12 protein-coding genes are annotated in these 16463 nt (G+C 69.9%); 1 reads left to right on the top strand and 11 read right to left on the bottom strand.

Annotated elements, in window-relative coordinates; genetic code table 11:
- Positions 1-99: 99 nt before the first annotated feature.
- Positions 100-3618: a DNA polymerase III subunit alpha gene (gene dnaE / locus ACTJK8_RS06805; protein ID WP_076729642.1), complete on the bottom strand. Its 3519-nt coding sequence runs from the start codon at positions 3616-3618 to the stop codon at positions 100-102.
- 539 nt (positions 3619-4157) lie between these two features.
- Here dnaE and ACTJK8_RS06800 point away from each other — a divergent pair.
- Positions 4158-5417, top strand: coding sequence for a glycosyltransferase (locus ACTJK8_RS06800; protein ID WP_029359985.1), 1260 nt, complete (start codon positions 4158-4160; stop codon positions 5415-5417).
- 169 nt (positions 5418-5586) lie between these two features.
- Here the strand turns inward: ACTJK8_RS06800 and ACTJK8_RS06795 are convergent, their stop codons facing one another.
- The 10 genes from ACTJK8_RS06795 to ACTJK8_RS06750 all read right to left on the bottom strand — a co-directional run bounded on the left by ACTJK8_RS06795 (position 5587) and on the right by ACTJK8_RS06750 (position 16463).
- Positions 5587-5847: a hypothetical protein gene (locus ACTJK8_RS06795; RefSeq protein ID WP_053622713.1), complete on the bottom strand. Its 261-nt coding sequence runs from the start codon at positions 5845-5847 to the stop codon at positions 5587-5589.
- A 295-nt stretch (positions 5848-6142) separates the two neighbouring features.
- Positions 6143-6856 (bottom strand): ABC transporter ATP-binding protein, encoded by a 714-nt coding sequence (locus tag ACTJK8_RS06790; protein WP_012319018.1) that lies wholly within the window; start codon positions 6854-6856, stop codon positions 6143-6145.
- Positions 6857-6868: 12 nt separating this feature from the next.
- Positions 6869-8179 (bottom strand): lipoprotein-releasing ABC transporter permease subunit, encoded by a 1311-nt coding sequence (locus tag ACTJK8_RS06785; RefSeq protein WP_012319019.1) that lies wholly within the window; start codon positions 8177-8179, stop codon positions 6869-6871.
- A gap of 9 nt (positions 8180-8188) precedes the next feature.
- Complete coding sequence (gene proS, locus ACTJK8_RS06780; RefSeq protein WP_012319020.1) at positions 8189-9514, bottom strand: proline--tRNA ligase; 1326 nt, start codon at positions 9512-9514, stop codon at positions 8189-8191.
- Positions 9515-9980: 466 nt separating this feature from the next.
- A complete protein-coding gene (locus tag ACTJK8_RS06775) occupies positions 9981-10307 on the bottom strand; it encodes a DUF1467 family protein (protein WP_012319021.1) in 327 nt (108 codons plus the stop codon).
- Positions 10308-10312: 5 nt separating this feature from the next.
- Positions 10313-10717: a methylmalonyl-CoA epimerase gene (gene mce, locus ACTJK8_RS06770; protein ID WP_012319022.1), complete on the bottom strand. Its 405-nt coding sequence runs from the start codon at positions 10715-10717 to the stop codon at positions 10313-10315.
- Between the two features lie 268 nt (positions 10718-10985).
- A complete protein-coding gene (locus ACTJK8_RS06765) occupies positions 10986-12659 on the bottom strand; it encodes a ribonuclease J (RefSeq protein WP_012319023.1) in 1674 nt (557 codons plus the stop codon).
- 16 nt (positions 12660-12675) lie between these two features.
- Positions 12676-13479: a biotin--[acetyl-CoA-carboxylase] ligase gene (locus tag ACTJK8_RS06760; protein WP_127991115.1), complete on the bottom strand. Its 804-nt coding sequence runs from the start codon at positions 13477-13479 to the stop codon at positions 12676-12678.
- 7 nt (positions 13480-13486) lie between these two features.
- Entirely contained in the window at positions 13487-14932 is a 1446-nt protein-coding gene (gene nuoN, locus ACTJK8_RS06755; protein ID WP_012319025.1) for an NADH-quinone oxidoreductase subunit NuoN, read from the bottom strand.
- Between the two features lie 10 nt (positions 14933-14942).
- Positions 14943-16463, bottom strand: coding sequence for an NADH-quinone oxidoreductase subunit M (locus ACTJK8_RS06750; RefSeq protein WP_012319026.1), 1521 nt, complete (start codon positions 16461-16463; stop codon positions 14943-14945).

Raw genomic sequence — 16463 nt, 5'->3', positions numbered from 1 at the left:
TTCGCGAGTGTTCTCGGTCAGGCATCCGCGCCGTCATTCCGGGGGTCGCCCGAGGCGAGCCCCGGAATGACGGGACGGTCTTCCGCTCGCCGGGGGAGGCTAGCTCACCTCCACCTGCACCACACCCGGCACGGTCCGGAGCTGGCCGGCGAGCGCCGGACTCGCCTGGAATTTTCCGGGCAGCCGGATCTCCACCTCGCGCTCGCCGCCGTCGAGCTTGAGGATCAGCGAGACCTCGCTCTCGCCCCGCATGGACAGGCGCTGCTGCACGGGGGCGACGCCGCGCGGGTCGCTCAGATGGATGCGGATGCCCTTCTGGTGGCGGGCGACCGCCTGGTCCAGGGGTTCCGCGGTGAGGATGCGGGCGCGCACGTCCTCGCCCTCCAGGTTGGCCTGAAGCTGAAGGACGAGCGGGCGGCCCGGCTCGAGGATGTCGCGGTACTGGCCGAGGCCCTCGGAGAAGATGATCGCCTCGAAATGCGCGGTCCGGTCCGACAGGGTGACGATACCCATCTTGTTGCCGGTCTTGGTCCGCCGCTCCGCCCGGTCGAGCACCGAGGCCGCGACCCGGCCGACGCTCGAGGTCCCGGCCCGGACCGCGCGGCAGAAATCCGTCCAGCTCTGCACCCGCAGCTTGTCGAGAAGGTCGCCGTACTCGTCGAGCGGATGGCCCGAGATGAAGAAGCCGATCGCCGCGTACTCGCGCTTCAGCGTGTCGGCCATCGGCCAGATCTCGTGGGGCGGGATACGCAGGGACACGTCGTCCGCCACCACGCCGCCGAACATGTCGGTGACGCCGGCGGTCTCGGCTTCCGCCGCGCTGGCGGCGAGCTTCATCATCGGCTCGACCGCCGCGAAGGCGCGCGCCCGGTCCGGCTCGATGCAGTCGAGCGCCCCGGCCTGGACCAGGCTCTCCAGGGTGCGCTTGTTGATCATCCGGGGGTTCAACCGGCGGGCGAGGCAGGCGAGGTCCTTGAACGGCCGGTCGCCGCGGGCCTCCACCAGCGCCCGCACCGCCTCGCGGCCGACGCCCTTGATGGCGGCCAGCGCGTAGAAGATCTTGCCGTCGCGCACCTCGAACACCTCGCCCGAGGTGTTGATCGAGGGCGGCTCGACCGTGATCTTCAGGCGCTGGGCGTCCTGGCGGAATTCGGCCAGCTTGTCGGTGTTGTCGATGTCGAGGGTCATGGCGGCGGCCAGGAACTCGACCGGGAAGTTCGCCTTCAGGTAGGCAGTCTGGTAGGTCAGCAGCGCGTAGGCCGCCGCGTGGCTCTTGTTGAAGCCGTAATCGGCGAACTTGGCGAGGAGGTCGAAGATCTCGTTGGCCTTGGCCTTGGTCAGGCCGCGCTCGGTGCAGCCCTTCAGGAACCGGTCGCGCTGCGCGTCCATCTCGGCGCGGATCTTCTTGCCCATGGCGCGCCGGAGCATGTCGGCCTCGCCGAGCGAGTAGCCGGCGAGCACCTTGGCGATCTCCATCACCTGTTCCTGGTAGACGATGATGCCGAAGGTTTCCTTCAGCATCGGCTCCAGCTTCGGGTCCGGGTACCAGGACGCCTCGTTGCCGGCGTCGCGGCCGAGCTTGCGCTCGCAGTAGACCGGGATGTTGGCCATCGGGCCCGGCCGGTAGAGCGCCACCAGGGCGATGATGTCCTCCAGCCGGTCGGCCTGCATCTCGCAGAGCGCCTTGCGCATGCCGGCCGATTCCACCTGGAACACGCCGACCGTCTCGCCCCGGCCCATGGGCCCGTAGGTGTTCGGGTCGTCGAGCGGCAGCGAGGCGAGGTCGATGTGGATGCCGCGCTGCTTGAGGAGATCCGTGCAGCAGCGCAGCATGGTCAGGGTCTTGAGGCCCAGGAAGTCGAACTTCACCAGCCCCGCCTGCTCGACCCACTTCATGTTGAACTGGGTCACCCGCATGCCGGTCTTCGGGTCTCGGTAGAGCGGGACCAGCTCCTCCAGGGGCCGGTCGCCGATCACCACGCCGGCGGCGTGGGTCGAGGCGTGGCGGTGCAGGCCCTCCAGCTTCTTGGCGATGTCGATGAGCCGACCGACGACCGGCTCCTCCTCCATGGCCTGCTGGAGCTTGGGCTCGCCCTCGATCGCCTGGGCGAGCGTCACCGGGTTGGCCGGGTTCTGCGGCACGAGCTTGGTCAGCTTGTCGACCTGCCCGTAGGGCATCTCGAGGACGCGGCCGACGTCGCGCAGCACGCCGCGGGCGAGCAGCGTGCCGAAGGTGATGATCTGCCCGACCTGCCCCTCGCCGTAGCGCTGCTGCACGTACTTGATCACCCGCTCGCGGCCCTCGACGCAGAAGTCGATGTCGAAATCCGGCATCGAGACGCGCTCGGGGTTGAGGAAGCGCTCGAACAGCAGGCCGAAGCGGAGCGGGTCGAGGTCGGTGATGAGCAGCGACCACGCCACCAGCGAGCCGGCGCCGGAGCCGCGGCCAGGCCCCACCGGGATGTCGTGGTCCTTGGCCCACTTGATGAAGTCCGAGACGATCAGGAAGTAGCCCGGGAACTTCATCTTGACGATGACGTCGAGCTCGAACGCGAGGCGCTTGCGGTAATCCTCCTCGGAGAAGCCCGGCGCCGTGCCGTGCTGCTTCAGGCGCAGCTCCAGCCCGGCCTCGGCCTGCCGGCGCAGCTCGGTCGGCTCGTCGGCCGAGACCGCCTGCGCGCCCGCGTCGGACGCCTCGGCCAGGGCATCCGCCATGGGAGGCGTCTCGCCCGCCGCTACGGCGCCGAAATTCGGCAGGATCGGCTTGCGGGTCCGCGCCCGGACCGCGCAGCGCATGGCGATCTCGACCGTGGCCTGGAGCGCGTCCGGCAGGTCGCGGAACAGCTCGGCCATCTCGGCGCGGGTCTTGAAGGCGTGCGTCGGCGTCAGCCGGCGGCGGCGGTCGTCGGAGACGAGGCGGCCCTCCGCGATGGCGAGCAGCGCGTCGTGGGCGTCGTAATCGTCCGGCTTGGCGAAGAAGGGCTCGTTCGTCGCCACGATCCCGAGGCCGTGCCGACCGGCGAGGTCGAGGAGCGCGGTCTCGATCCGCCCCTCCTCGGGCAGGCCGTGGCGCTGGATCTCCACGTAGAGCCGGTCCTCGCCGAAGGTCTCTTTTAGGCGCTTCAGACGGTTGAGGGCGAGCTCCGGTCGGCCCGCCCGGAAGGCCGCGTCGAGGGGGCCCGCCATCCCGCCGGTCAGCGCGATCAGTCCCTCGGAGGCGCCCGCCAGTGCTCCCGCATCCAGGCGCGGTGCCTCGCCGAGCGCCGTGTCGAAATAGGCGCGGCTCGCCAGCCGCAGCAGGTTGGCGTAGCCGGTCTCGTCCTGGGCGAGGAGCACGATGCCGTGGCTCGTCGGTGCCTGGCGCTGATGCGGGTCGGCGGCCTCGAACGCCACCGAGAGCTGCACGCCGGCGATCGGCTGGACGCCCTCCCCGGCCGCCTTCTCGGAGAATTCCAGCGCCCCGAACAGGTTGTTGGTGTCGGTGAGCGCCAGGGCCGGCTGCCGGTCGGCGACCGCCGCCTTGATCAGGGAACCGACCTTCAGCGCCCCTTCGAGGAGGGAATAGGACGAGTGGACGTGGAGGTGGACGAATCCGACCTCCTTGAGCTGGCGTGGCATGGCCGACCTTGTTCCGGGGTCGGGCAGCATCCCCGCTCGCCGGCCTCAAGTCGACGTGTGCCGGGCCGCCGAAGGACGATATCCACCGGTCGTGCTCCCGAAGCACCAGTTCGGCCCGCCCCTGTGGACAATTGGCGTCCGGCGGCCCATCGCCTGTGCATAACCCGTCCGCGGACGGAACCGGGCGGTCTTCGGAAAAAACCGGCTAACGAACCGGTGCCAAGGCTATCGCCCAGGCGCCGAAAGCCGCGAACAGCATCCCGAACGCCATGAACTCGACCATTCCGGTCAGGACCATCCGCTTCAGCATCGACCTGCCTCCTGTGTTCCGGTCCTAGTATGTTCATGTTTTGTTCCTTTGGAAGGGCCCGCGGGTCACAGGGCGGTCCCGTTTCTCCGATAAGGTAAAAAGTGTCTTGATGCGGATCGGGCGGGCTGGCATGCCCCCGCCTTCGAGACGAACTCGTCACCGGCTGGGGGGTTCGAAGGAGCAAGCCATTCCCGCGCACCGGACGGTCGAACGGTTCGACGTCGCCCTCGTGGCCGTCGGCACACATGGCGATGTGCTGCCGTTCATCGCGCTGGGGCACGAGCTCCTGAAGCGCGGTCACGGCGTCTCGCTCGCGGCCCCGGCCCCGTTCGAGGCGATGGCCCGCCGGGCGGGCCTCGCCTTCCAGCCCCTGGGTACGGTGGCGGATTACGAGGCGGTGATCCGCCAGCCGGATCTCTGGCACCCGCAGCAGGGCTTCCGCCCGATGTTCGATTACGCCCTGCAGGTCGCCGAGGCGGCCTGCCTGTGGCTCGGCGCGACCCGCGCCCGGGGGGTCGACCTGCGGGTGGTCGCCTCGCCGCTGGGCTGGGGCGCGCGGCTCGCGCAGGACCTCTACGATCTGCCGACCGCGACGCTGCACGTCATGCCGTTCCTGATCGAGAGCCGGTACGATCCGCCGCGCCTGCCGGGCCTGCCGCTGCCGCGCGTGCTGCCGGCCGCCCTGCGGGCCTACGTGAATCTCGGCGTCGACAAGGTGGCGGTCGGCCCGTTCACGCTGCCGCCGCTGAACGCCCTGCGGGCGCGTCTCGGCCTCGATCCGGTCTACCGGCTGCGGCACTGGTGGAACAGCCCGACCGGCATGCTCCTGATGTTTCCCGACTGGTACGCGGAGCCGCAGGCCGACTGGCCGGGCCAGGCGGTGCAGCTCGGCTTCCCGCTGGTCGACCGGTTCGGCGACGTGGCGGCCATGCCGCCGGAGCTGGAAGCGTTCCTCGACGCGGGCGACCCGCCGATCGTGTTCACCTACGGCTCGGCCATGCGCCAGGGCGCCGGCTTCTTCGACACCGCGGTGCGGCTGTGCCGGCGCATGGGCCGGCGCGGCGTCCTGCTCGCCCCCCAGGGCGGGCAGATCCCGAAGCCGCTGCCGGCCGGGATCGTCCACCTTCCCTACGCGCCCCTGAGCGCCCTGCTGCCGCGCAGCGCGGCGCTGGTCCATCACGGCGGCGTCGGCACGGTCGCGCAGGCCCTGGCGGCGGGCGTCCCGCAGCTCGTGGTGCCGGTGGCCTTCGACCATTTCGACGAGGGGCGGCGGCTGAAGGATCGGGATCTGGGCGCCACCCTGAGCCGCCGCGCCTTCCGGCCCGCGCGCGCGGCGCGCGTGCTCGGGCGGCTCCTCGCCGACCCCGCGGTGGCGCGGGCCTGCGCGGCGGCCCGGGCTCGGATGGCGGAAGGCCCCGATGCCATCCGCGACGCCTGCGATTACGTGGAGCGGCTGACGAGCGCGGAGGCCGGTTCCGGCGCGTCCTGACTGCACCGGCCGCGCGCGCGGGAGGCGCCGCCCTGTACGGGGCGGCGCCTCCGATCACTGGCCCAACAACGTGGTGGCCGAACCGACGATGGTCATGAGCAGGCCGCTCACGAAGGCGCCGATCATGACGTAGGAGAGCGCTTTCAGCTTCATCCGTCCTCCCGTCGGATCAGCAGCGGTAGCCGCCGGCGGTCTGGCCGTACTGCTTCACCGGCCGGGTCTGCTGATCGGCGTTGCCCTCGGCGGCCGAGCTCAGCGGGCAGCCGACATAGTTGGGATTGTCGTGGACCCCAAGGCCCAGCGCGCCCGTGGTCTCGACCTCGTAGGGAGTGAAGCCTGTCCAGCGGGCGCCGTTCGCCGCCAGAGCGGACGAGATCGGAGCGACGCCAAGGACAAGTGCGGTGACGGCGACGGCGATACGGGTCTTCATGGTCAGGCTCCAGAGATCACGCAGTACAGGCCGGTTGTTCGGCTCTGTTTTATCTTGCGTGATCGTAAGGTAGGGAGCGGGCGTCTTCCGCGGCGTGACGCGCCGCACGCGGCGCGACGGATTAAAGATCGCGTGCACTTGCGGGGAGCGTAGGCCCGCGGACCGGGTCGCGTCGCGGGTTCGAAGCGATGCGCCTTGTGGTTGATCGAGGCCGACGGTGCACGCGTGGGCGGGCGTTCGCCGCGTGCCGTCGCTGCGCCGGCGCACGGGGCACTCTGCCCGGATGTGGGGCCGCTCAGTCGAGCTGCGTGATCAGGCCGTCCCGGATGGTGACCCGCCGATCCATGCGGGCGGCCAATTCCAGGTTGTGGGTCGCGACCAGGGCGGCGAGCCCCGAGGCGCGGACCAGGGCCATCAGGACCGAGAAGACGTGGCCCGCCGTCCCGGGATCGAGGTTGCCGGTCGGCTCGTCGGCGAGGAGGAGGCGCGGGCCGTTGGCCACCGCCCGGGCGATGGCGACGCGCTGCTGCTCGCCCCCCGACAGCTCCGCGGGGCGGTGCGGCAGCCGCTCCTTGAGGCCCAGGAAGCTGAGGAGCTCCGTGGCCCGGGCCTTCGCCTCCGGGCGCTTCAGGCCGCGGATGAGCTGGGGCATCACCACGTTCTCCAGCGCGGAGAATTCCGGCAGGAGATGGTGGAACTGGTAGACGAAGCCCATCTCCTCGCGCCGCAGGCGGGTCCGCTCGGCATCCGCCATCGCGGCGGTCGGGTGGCCGCCGATGTAGATCTCGCCCCCGTCGGGCCGCTCCAGCAGGCCGGCGAGGTGCAGCAGCGTCGACTTGCCGGCGCCCGACGGCGCCACGAGCGCCACCAGCTCGCCCGGCCAGATCGCGAGATCGGCCCCGCGCAGGATCTCCAAGGCGCCCTCGGCCTGGGCGTAGCGCCGCTCGACGCGGGAGAAGAACAGGGCCGGCACCGGCGGGTCGCCGGCGGTCTGGCTCGAATCGCTCATCGGATGGGCCCGTCAGCCGTAGCGGAGGGCCTGCACCGGATCGAGCCGGGCGGCGCGCCAGGAGGGATACAGCGTCGCCGCGAGCGACAGCAGCAGGGAGGTGATCACCACGGCAGTGATCTCCTTCGGGTTCATCTGGGCCGGGATCTCGGCGAGGAACCGCACCGTGGGGTCCCAGGCGCCCGGAAACAGCACGTGCTGGATCGGCTTGATGTTGAGGGTGATCAGGACGCCGAGCCCCAGCCCGCTGAGCGTCCCGACGACGCCGATCAGCGCACCGTTGATCAGGAACACCCGCATGATCGTGCCCGGGGTCGCCCCCATGGTGCGCAGGATGGCGATGTCGCTCGACTTGTCGCGCACCAGCAGGATCAGGCCGGAGACGATGTTGAGCGTCGCCACCACGACGATCAGGCTGAGGATCAGGAACATGACGTTCCGCTCGACCTCCAGGGCCCCGAAGAAGGTCCGGTTGCGCTGGCGCCAGTCGGTGAGCAGGATCGGGCGCTCGGCCGCCATCTCCAGGGGCTCGCGCATGTCGCCGACGTGGTCGGGATCGTCGACGTAGATCTCGATCATGCTCACGTCGCCGTCCTTGTTGAAGAAGGCCTGGGCCTCGGTCAGCGGCATGAACACGAAGGTCTGGTCGAACTCGGTCATGCCGACTTCGAAGACCGCCTTGACGGTGTAGCTCTTGGTGCGCGGCGCCGTCCCGAAGGGCGTGGACGAGCCCTTGGGCGTGACCAGCGTGATCGTGTCGCCGGCCTGCAGGCCCAGCGTGTCGGCGAGCCGCCGCCCGATCAGCACGCCCGTGCCGTCGTCGAAGCCCTCCAGGGTGCCGCCGCGGATCGCCGAGGAGACGGCCGCCAGCGCGTCGAGGTCGGCCGCCCGCACGCCGCGGATGATCACCCCCGAGCCGCCATACTGCGAGGAGGCGAAGGCCTGGCCCTCGACCAGCGGCACCGCCGCGCGCACGCCCGCCACCTTCGACAGGCGCTCCGACAGGTCGGTCCAGTCGTTGAACGGCCGGTCGATGGGCGTCGCGAACAGGTGGCCGTTGATGCCGACGATCTTCGACAGCAGTTCCGCCCGGAAGCCGTTCATCACCGACAGGACGATGATCAGCGTGGCGACGCCGAGCGCGATGCCGAGCACCGAGAAGAACGCCACCACCGAGACGCCGCCGCCCCGGCGCCGGGCGCGCAGGTAGCGGCCGGCGAGGATCCACTCGAACGGCGCGAAGGGCGCGGTGCCCTGGCGGAACGAGGCCGCGAGCGAGGCCGCGAAGGTCCGAACCCGGTCCAGCTTCGCTGAGGCGGCCATCGGCACGCCTCAGACGCGCCGGATGCGTGCCAGCAGATCGACGGTCGCGAGGCTCTCGCGCTCGCCGCCGGCACGCCGCTTCAGCTCGACCTTGCCCTCCGCCAGGCCCTTGGGCCCGACGATCACCTGCCAGGGCAGGCCGATCAGGTCGGCGGTGGCGAACTTCGCGCCGGGGCGCTCGTCGCGGTCGTCGTAGAGCACCGACAGGCCGGCGGCCTCGAGATCGGACTGGATCTGCGCGCAGGCGGCTTCGGTCGCGGAATCCCCGACCTTGAGGTTGATCAGCGCGACGTCGAACGGCGCGACCGCGTCCGGCCAGATGATCCCGGCCTCGTCGTGGCTGGCCTCGATGATCGCCGCCACCAGGCGGCTCGGCCCGATGCCGTAGGAGCCCATGTGGACCGGCCGCTCGATCCCGTCCGGACCGGCGACCTTGGCGCCCATCGGCTCGGAATACTTCGTTCCGAAATAGAAGATGTGCCCAACCTCGATGCCGCGGGCGGCCATGCGGCTGTCCTCCGGGACCTCCGCGAAGGCCGCCGGCTCGTGCATCTCCTCGGTGGCCGCGTAGTGCGAGGTCCAGGCATCGACGATGCCCTGCAGGGCGGCGACGTCGTCGAAATCGACGGTCGCCGGCGGGATGTCGAAGCCGAGATAGGCCTTGTCGCAGAAGACCTCGCTCTCGCCGGTCTTCGCCAGGATGATGAACTCGTGGGACAGGTCGCCGCCGATCGGGCCGGTATCGGCGCGCATCGGGATCGCCTTCAGGCCGAGGCCCGCGAAGGTGCGCAGATACGCCACGAACATCCGGTTGTAGGCGTGGCGGGCGCCGGCCTGGTCGAAGTCGAACGAGTAGGCGTCCTTCATCAGGAACTCGCGGGAGCGCATCGTGCCGAAGCGCGGCCGCACCTCGTCGCGGAACTTCCACGAGATCTGGTAGAGGTTCTTGGGCAGGTCCTTGTAGGAGCGCACGCTCGCCCGGAAGATCTCGGTGACCATCTCCTCGGCGGTGGGGCCGTAGAGCATCTCGCGGTCGTGCCGGTCCTTCAGGCGCAGCATCTCCTTGCCGTAGGCGTCGTAGCGGCCGGATTCCCGCCACAGCTCGGCGGACTGCACCGTCGGCATCAGGATCTCGACGGCGCCGGACCGGTCCTGCTCCCGCCGGATCACCGCGCAGACGCGCTCCAGCACCCGCAGGCCCAGCGGCAGCCAGGCGTAGATGCCGGCGGCTTCCTGGCGGACCAGGCCGGCGCGCAGCATCAGCCGGTGCGAGACGATCTCGGCTTCCTTGGGCGTCTCGCGCAAGGTCGGCATGAAGTAGCGGGAGAGACGCATGTCTTCGGAGTCTTGGAAGAGGATCGACCGGGAGGAGCCGCGGCGCGCCGGCACACAACACGCCGGAGACGCAAATTACAAGCACTGCGCGACCACGGCGGGGCGTAATCGCGGCGAACCGGAGGCGGCGGCCCGGCCGCGGCGAGGCCGCTGCCTAGGCGGGAAGCGGTATGCCCATTTGCCGGCAAGAAAGCGCAGATTTTTCTCGCAGACCCGGTGACAACACGAATTGTTGTTCCTATAAGCGTCCGGCGATGTTTGCGACGCCCGGAAGAGGTGGCGCAAGGTCCGAGTCTCGGGAGGAAAAGCGACCGCCCCGCAGCCAATGCGAGGGATATTTCAAGGTCGAGCCACTGAAGCTTGAAAGCAAGGCCTCGGGCCTTGCTTTTTTTATTCTTGGGACCCGTCGGCTGGGCGGTGTCGGGGCGCCCGACGGTCCTCCGCCCGTCTAGGTTTCCCGGCCGTCCTACAGCCCGGTCAGCGGGAACACCGCCAAGGCGATCAGGAAGGCGGCCCCCGCGACCAGCGTCGTCCAGATGGCCTTCTCGCGCAGCCGCGGCGCCGCCGGCGCGCCGGGATCCTGGCCCGGCACCACGTGGCTGGGCCGCGTCTCCGGCTGATTCCGCAGGGGCAGGACCGCGAAGAGCAGCGTCCACCAGACCACGAAGTAGAGGGCGATCGCGCCGCCCACCGTCAGCTTGAACAGGCCCACCGCCGCCGCCACGAAGGCGGCGATCATCGCGCCGATGACGGCCAGCGTCATCGGCGTCGAGCGGGCGAGCGTGGTCATCATCCGGCTCACACCTGCTCCAGCTCGACCAGGGTGCCCAGGAAGTCCTTGGGATGCAGGAACAGGACCGGCTTGCCGTGGGCGCCGATCCGCGGCTCGCCGGTGCCGAGCACCCGGGCGCCCTGCGCCTTGAGCTTGTCGCGGGCGGCCAGGATGTCGTCGACCTCGTAGCAGACGTGATGGATGCCGCCGCCCGGGTTGCGGGCCACGAAGGACTCGATCGGCGAGCCCTCGCCCAGGGGGGCCATCAGCTCGATCTTGCTGTTCGGCAGCTCGACGAACACGACCGTCACGCCGTGCTCGGGCTGCGGCAGGGGCGCGGTGATCTTCGCACCCAGCGTGTCGCGATAGACCGCGCAGGCGGCGTCGAGATCCTGCACGGCGATGGCCACGTGGTTGAGACGGCCGATCATGGTGTTTCCTCCCCAGCGCTGGCTCCCTGTCCGGGAGCTTTGTTCGTTCGCGGGGAAGGCTCCGCCCGTGCGGCCGGACGCGACCTGCCCCTCTCCCGTGCGGGAGAGGGTTGGGGGAGGGATACGCCCTCTCCTGCCGAACCTGTCCCCTCGCCCTGTCCCTCTCCCGCGCGGGAGAGGGAACCTGTGTCTTCTCCGGCCGACGATGAGAGACTTCAGCTGTCTCGAAGCGCTGCAGATTACAGCGCCTCGCGATCGGCAGCCAGCCTCACACCTCCACCACCTGCACGTGGCAGGCCGGCTTCTTGCCCCACACCTCGTTGACCGCGGTGCGCACGGCCCGGTCGACCGTCTTCTCGACGCTCTCCGAGTCCTTCAGCTTGCCCCGTGACATCCCCGAGAGGGTGCGGGAGACCGCGTCCACCACGGTCTCGATCAGCGGCTCCCCGGACCGGCCGCGGTTCGGCAGGCCGATGATGTCCACGGCCGGCTCGCCGAGCACGACGCCGTCCTCGTCGATGGCGATCGCCACCGAGACCAGGCCGGCCTGCATCAGCTTGCGCCGCTCCGGGATCGCCCGGTCCTTCTCGTCGATCAGGACGTCGCCGTCCTTGAACAGGCGGCCGGCCTTCACGTGGTCGATCACCTCGGGCTTGCCGGGGCTCAGGCGGATCAGGCTGCCGTTGCGGGCCTTGACCACGTTCTGCACGCCCTGCGCCCGGGCGAAGCGGGCATGCTCGTCGAGGTGCAGGGCCTCGCCGTGGACCGGGATCGCGGTGCCCGGGCGGGTCCACCGGTACATCTCGACCATCTCGTCCCGGCGCGGGTGGCCGGAGACGTGGACGAGGTCGGTGCGGTCGGTGATCACCTCGACGCCCTGCTCGATCAGGTCGTTGATGATCGATCCGACATCGCGCTCGTTGCCCGGGATGGCGCGCGAGGAGAAGATCACCTGGTCGCCGGCGGTGAGGCTGATATCCGGGTGGTCGCGGCGGGAGACGCGGGCGAGCGCCGCCCGCGGCTCGCCCTGGGAGCCGGTGAGCAGGGCGACGACGCGCTCCCGCGGCAGGCTCTTCCACGAATCCGAGCGGCGGAACTCGGGCAGGCCGTCGAGGTAGCCGCACTCGCGGGCGACGTCGATCACCCGGTCCATGGCGCGGCCGACCGCGATGACCTCGCGCCCGCAGGCGGCGGCGGCCTCGGCGACCGCGCGGATGCGGGCCACGTTCGACGCGAAGGTCGTCACCGCGACCCGGTGCGGCGCGTCCGCGATCAGCGTCTTCAGGGTTTCGGCGACGGTCTTCTCGCTCGGCGAGAAGCCCTCGCGCACGACGTTGGTCGAGTCGCACACGATCGCGAGAACGCCCTCGTCCCCGAGCGCCGTGAACGCCTCCGGCGACGTCACGGAGCCGGCCACCGGGGTCGGGTCGATCTTCCAGTCGCCGGTGTGGAGGACGAGACCGGCCGCCGTGCGGATGGCGATGGCGTTCGATTCCGGGATGGAGTGCGAGACCGGCACGTACTCGAGCTCGAACGGGCCGACGGTCACGCGCCGGCCGGGCTTCACCTCCCGCAGCTCGACCTTCGGGGCGCCGGGCTCGGAGAGGCGCCGGGTCTCCAGCAGGTTCTTGGCGAACCGGGTCGCGTAGACCGGCGCCTTGAGCCGGGGCCACAGTTCCGAGATCGCCCCGATATGGTCCTCGTGCGCGTGGGTGATGAAGATCCCCAGCAGATCCTTGCGCCGCTCCTCGATGAAGGAGAGGTCGGGGAACATCAGGTCGACGCCGGGCATCTGCTCCTCGCCGGCGAAGCCCATGCCGCAATCGACCATGATCCACTTCCGGCCCTTCTCCGGACCGAACCCGTAGAGCGCCGCGTTCATCCCGATCTCGCCCACGCCGCCGAGCGGCAGGAAGACCAGCTCCTCCTGTCCTTTAACCATCTGTCGTCGTCCAAACTCAGGCCGCCGTCGCGGCCGATCCGAAATGCACCTCGCCCGCCGTCACGGTATGCCGGTTCCCATCGGGGGCGAGGATCACGAGCCGCCCCCCCTCGTCGATCGTCTCGAACACGCCCCGCAGGGTGTGCCCGCCGCTGTGCACCGCGATCTCCGATCCGAGACCCGCGGCCCGCGCGAGCCAGGCCGCGCGCAGGTCAGCGAAATTCCGTCCTCGATCCCAGGCGCGCGCCCGCGCGGCCATCCGGTCCGAGAGATGTTCCAGTAGCGCCTCGGCGTCGCGCGCGTAACCCGCCGCCGCCAAGCTCGCGGCCCCGAGGCCGTCCGGCGCGGCCGCGACGTTCACGCCGAAGCCGATGACGGCGGCGCGCCGGCCGCCGGGCAGCGTCTCCGCCTCCAGGAGAAGACCCGCGAGCTTCGCCCCGCCGAGCAGAACGTCGTTCGGCCATTTCAGCCGGAAAGATCGGGCCCCGGCGCCGGATCCGGTATCCGGCAGGGTGCCGCAGGCCGCCTCCAGCGCCTCGATCAGGGCGAGGCCGGCCACGAAGCCGAGTTCGGCGAGGTGGTCCGGCGCGACCCCGGCGACGGGCCAGAGCACGCTGGCCGCGAGGTTCCCGGGAAGCGAGGCCCAGCTGTTGCCGCGCCGGCCGCGGCCCGCCTCCTGGCGGTGCGTCACGACCCAGAGCGGGCCGGTCTCGCCCGCGCGCGCGCGCGCCATGGCCTCCGTGTTGGTGGAGCCGAGGGTGTCGTGGACGTGCAGGCGGTGGCCCTCGGCGCGCGCCGAGGGCCCGAGTCGGTAGCTCAAGGCCGTCCTAGAACAGCGACTTGGCGGCCCGGCCGGCGGCGCCGACCAGCGGGCCGGGCAGCAGGAAGAACAGCACCACCACGACGCTCGACAGGGCGAGCACCACGCGCAGGCCCGGCGCCATCGCCTCGTAGGGCTCCTTCGGCTCGTCGAAGTACATGATCCGCACGACGCGCAGGTAGTAGTAGGCGCCGACCACGCTGGTCACGACGCCGATCACCGCCAGCGTCACGAGGCCCGCCTTGATGGCCGCGGCGAAGACGTAGAACTTCGCGAAGAACCCGGCGAGCGGCGGGATGCCGGCCAGCGAGAACATCATCGCGGCGAGGCAGAAGGCCAGCCACGGATGCGTGCGCGACAGGCCCGACAGGTCCTCGATCTTCTCGAACATCACGTCCCGGCGCCGGAGCGACAGGATGATCGCGAAGGTGCCGAGGGTCATCGCGAGGTAGATGATCATGTAGGTGACGAGCCCGCTGATCCCCTCCTCCGAGCCGCAGGCGAGCCCGATCAGCGCGTAGCCGATATTGGCGATCGACGAGTAGGCCATCAGGCGCTTGATCGAGGTCTGGCCGATCGCCGCGAAGGAGCCGAGCGCCATCGACACCACCGAGACGAAGATGAAGATCTGCTGCCAGATCGCCGTCACGTCCGGCATGGCGCCGATAAAGACGCGGACCGTCATCGCCACGGCGGCCATCTTGGGCGCCGAGGCGAAGAAGGCCGTCACCGGGGTCGGCGAGCCTTCGTAGACGTCGGGCGTCCACATGTGGAACGGCACGGCCGCCAGCTTGAAGCAGACGCCTGCCGCCAGGAACACGATGCCGAGCACGATGCCGAAGCCGGCATTCTCGTTCAGCGCGGAGACGATGCCGGGGAACGACACGGTGCCGGTGAAGCCGTAGACCAGCGAGGCGCCGTAGAGCAGCATGCCGGACGAGAGCGCGCCGAGCACGAAGTACTTGAGGCCGGCCTCGGTGGACTTCACGTCGTCCCGGTGGAAGGCGGCGATCACGTAGGCGGCGAGCGACTGCAACTCCAGACCGAGATAGAGCGCGATCAGGTCGTTGGCCGAGACCATGACCATCATGCCGATGGTGCAGAGCACGATCAGCACCGGGAACTCGAACCGGTCGATGCGCTCGCGCTTGAAGAAGTCGTGCGCCAGCAGGATCGTCGCCGACGAGCCGAGCAGCACCAGCGACTTCATCACCTTGGAGAAGGCGTCCGACACGAACGCCCCCGACAGGGTCGTCACCCGGCCGTGGACCGGCTGGGAGATCACCACCGACAGGGCGACGAGGAGCAGGACCAGGGCGCCGACGCTGACGGTCTCGGCGGAGCGGTCGCCGCGCCACGCGCCGTAGAGGATCAGGACCATGACGCCGACGCCGAGGATCAGCTCGGGCAGGAGCGGCGCCAGCGACGGCAGGACGGAGTGGACGGTTGTCATGGTGTCCGCCTCAGCGCGGGATCGGCAGCGCCGCGGCGGCCGTCTGGGTGTTCGAGAGCGCGGTCTTGATGCTCGCCATGAGCGCGTCGGTCGAGGGCGCGAACACGTCGAGCACCGGGGCCGGATGCACGCCGTAGTAGATCGTCAGCACCACCAGCGGCGCCAGGATGATCTTTTCACGGGTGTCGAGATCCAGGATGCCCTGGAGGTTCGGCTTCTCCAGCTTGCCGTAGATCACCCGGGCGTAGAGCCACAGGGCGTAGGCCGCCGACAGGATGATGCCGAAGGTCGAGAAGAACGCGACGTTCGGGTTCGCCTTGAAGGCGCCGAGCATCGCCAGGAACTCGCCGACGAAGCCGGAGGTGCCGGGGAGGCCGACATTGGCCATGGTGAAGATCAGCATGGCCACGGCGTAGAGCGGCATCCGCTTCACGAGGCCGCCATAGGCGGCGATCTCGCGGGTGTGCATCCGGTCGTAGACGACGCCGACGCAGAGGAAGAGCGCCCCCGACACGATGCCGTGGGAGATCATCAGGAACAGCGCGCCCTGGATGCCCTGCTCGTTCAGGGTGAACAGGCCGAGCGTCACGAAGCCCATATGGGCCACCGACGAGTAGGCGATCAGCTTCTTGATGTCGGTCTGCATCATCGCGGTGAGCGAGGTGAAGATGATCGCGATCACCGAGAGGGCGAAGACGAAGGGCGCGAACTCCTGGCTCGCCACCGGCAGCATCGGCAGCGAGATCCGGATGAAGCCGTAGCCGCCCATCTTCAGGAGGATGCCGGCCAGGATCACCGAGCCGGCGGTGGGAGCCTCCACGTGGGCGTCGGGCAGCCAGGTGTGGACCGGCCACATCGGCATCTTCACCGCGAACGAGGCGAAGAAGGCGAGCCACAGCCAGGTCTGCATCTGCACCGGGAAGCGGTACTGCAGCAGGGTCGGGATGTCGGTGGTGCCGGCCTGCCAGTACATCGCCATCACGGCGAGCAGCATCAGCACCGAGCCGAGCAGGGTGTAGAGGAAGAACTTGAAGCTCGCGTAGATCCGGCGCTGCCCGCCCCAGATGCCGATGATCAGGAACATCGGGATCAGGCCGGCCTCGAAGAACAGGTAGAACAGCAGCAGGTCGAGGGAGGCGAACACGCCGATCATCGTCGTCTCGAGGACGAGGAAGGCGACGAAGTACTCCTTCACCCGGAAGTGGATCGAGTGCCACGAGGCGCCGATGCAGAACGGCATCAGGAACGTGGTCAGCAGGATCAGCGGCATCGAGAAGCCGTCGACGCCGAGCTTGAACCGGATCGTCTCGGTGAGCCACGCGTGGCTCTCGACCAGCTGGAAGCTCGAGGAGGCGGCGTCGTAGCGGCTCCAGGCCACCAGCGAGAGCAGGAAGGTGACCACCGTGGTGGCGAGCGCGGCCCAGCGGCTGTTGCGCGCGACCGATTCCTCGTCGCCGTTCAGCGTCAGGATGAAGGCCGCGCCGCAGAGCGGCACGATCAGCAGGCCGGAGAGGATGCCGAGGCCGAGCAT

The sequence above is a fragment of the Methylobacterium sp. 22177 genome (assembly GCF_052045615.1).
In the GTDB taxonomy this organism is placed as follows: domain Bacteria; phylum Pseudomonadota; class Alphaproteobacteria; order Rhizobiales; family Beijerinckiaceae; genus Methylobacterium; species Methylobacterium radiotolerans.
Note: the sequence above shows the minus strand (reverse complement) of the source record. Positions and strands in the feature narration are given on the sequence as shown.

What these genes read in the sequence shown, in the direction of transcription:
- nuoN (WP_012319025.1), bottom strand. Translation starts at nt 14,932, where the DNA reads ATGACAACCGTCCACTCCGTCCTGCCGTCGCTGGCGCCGCTCCTGCCC.
- ACTJK8_RS06790 (WP_012319018.1), bottom strand. Translation starts at nt 6,856, where the DNA reads ATGAGCGATTCGAGCCAGACCGCCGGCGACCCGCCGGTGCCGGCCCTG.
- proS (WP_012319020.1), bottom strand. Translation starts at nt 9,514, where the DNA reads ATGCGTCTCTCCCGCTACTTCATGCCGACCTTGCGCGAGACGCCCAAG.
- ACTJK8_RS06775 (WP_012319021.1), bottom strand. Translation starts at nt 10,307, where the DNA reads ATGATGACCACGCTCGCCCGCTCGACGCCGATGACGCTGGCCGTCATC.
- dnaE (WP_076729642.1), bottom strand. Translation starts at nt 3,618, where the DNA reads ATGCCACGCCAGCTCAAGGAGGTCGGATTCGTCCACCTCCACGTCCAC.
- ACTJK8_RS06750 (WP_012319026.1), bottom strand. Translation starts at nt 16,463, where the DNA reads ATGCTCGGCCTCGGCATCCTCTCCGGCCTGCTGATCGTGCCGCTCTGC.
- ACTJK8_RS06785 (WP_012319019.1), bottom strand. Translation starts at nt 8,179, where the DNA reads ATGGCCGCCTCAGCGAAGCTGGACCGGGTTCGGACCTTCGCGGCCTCG.
- ACTJK8_RS06795 (WP_053622713.1), bottom strand. Translation starts at nt 5,847, where the DNA reads ATGAAGACCCGTATCGCCGTCGCCGTCACCGCACTTGTCCTTGGCGTC.
- ACTJK8_RS06765 (WP_012319023.1), bottom strand. Translation starts at nt 12,659, where the DNA reads ATGGTTAAAGGACAGGAGGAGCTGGTCTTCCTGCCGCTCGGCGGCGTG.
- mce (WP_012319022.1), bottom strand. Translation starts at nt 10,717, where the DNA reads ATGATCGGCCGTCTCAACCACGTGGCCATCGCCGTGCAGGATCTCGAC.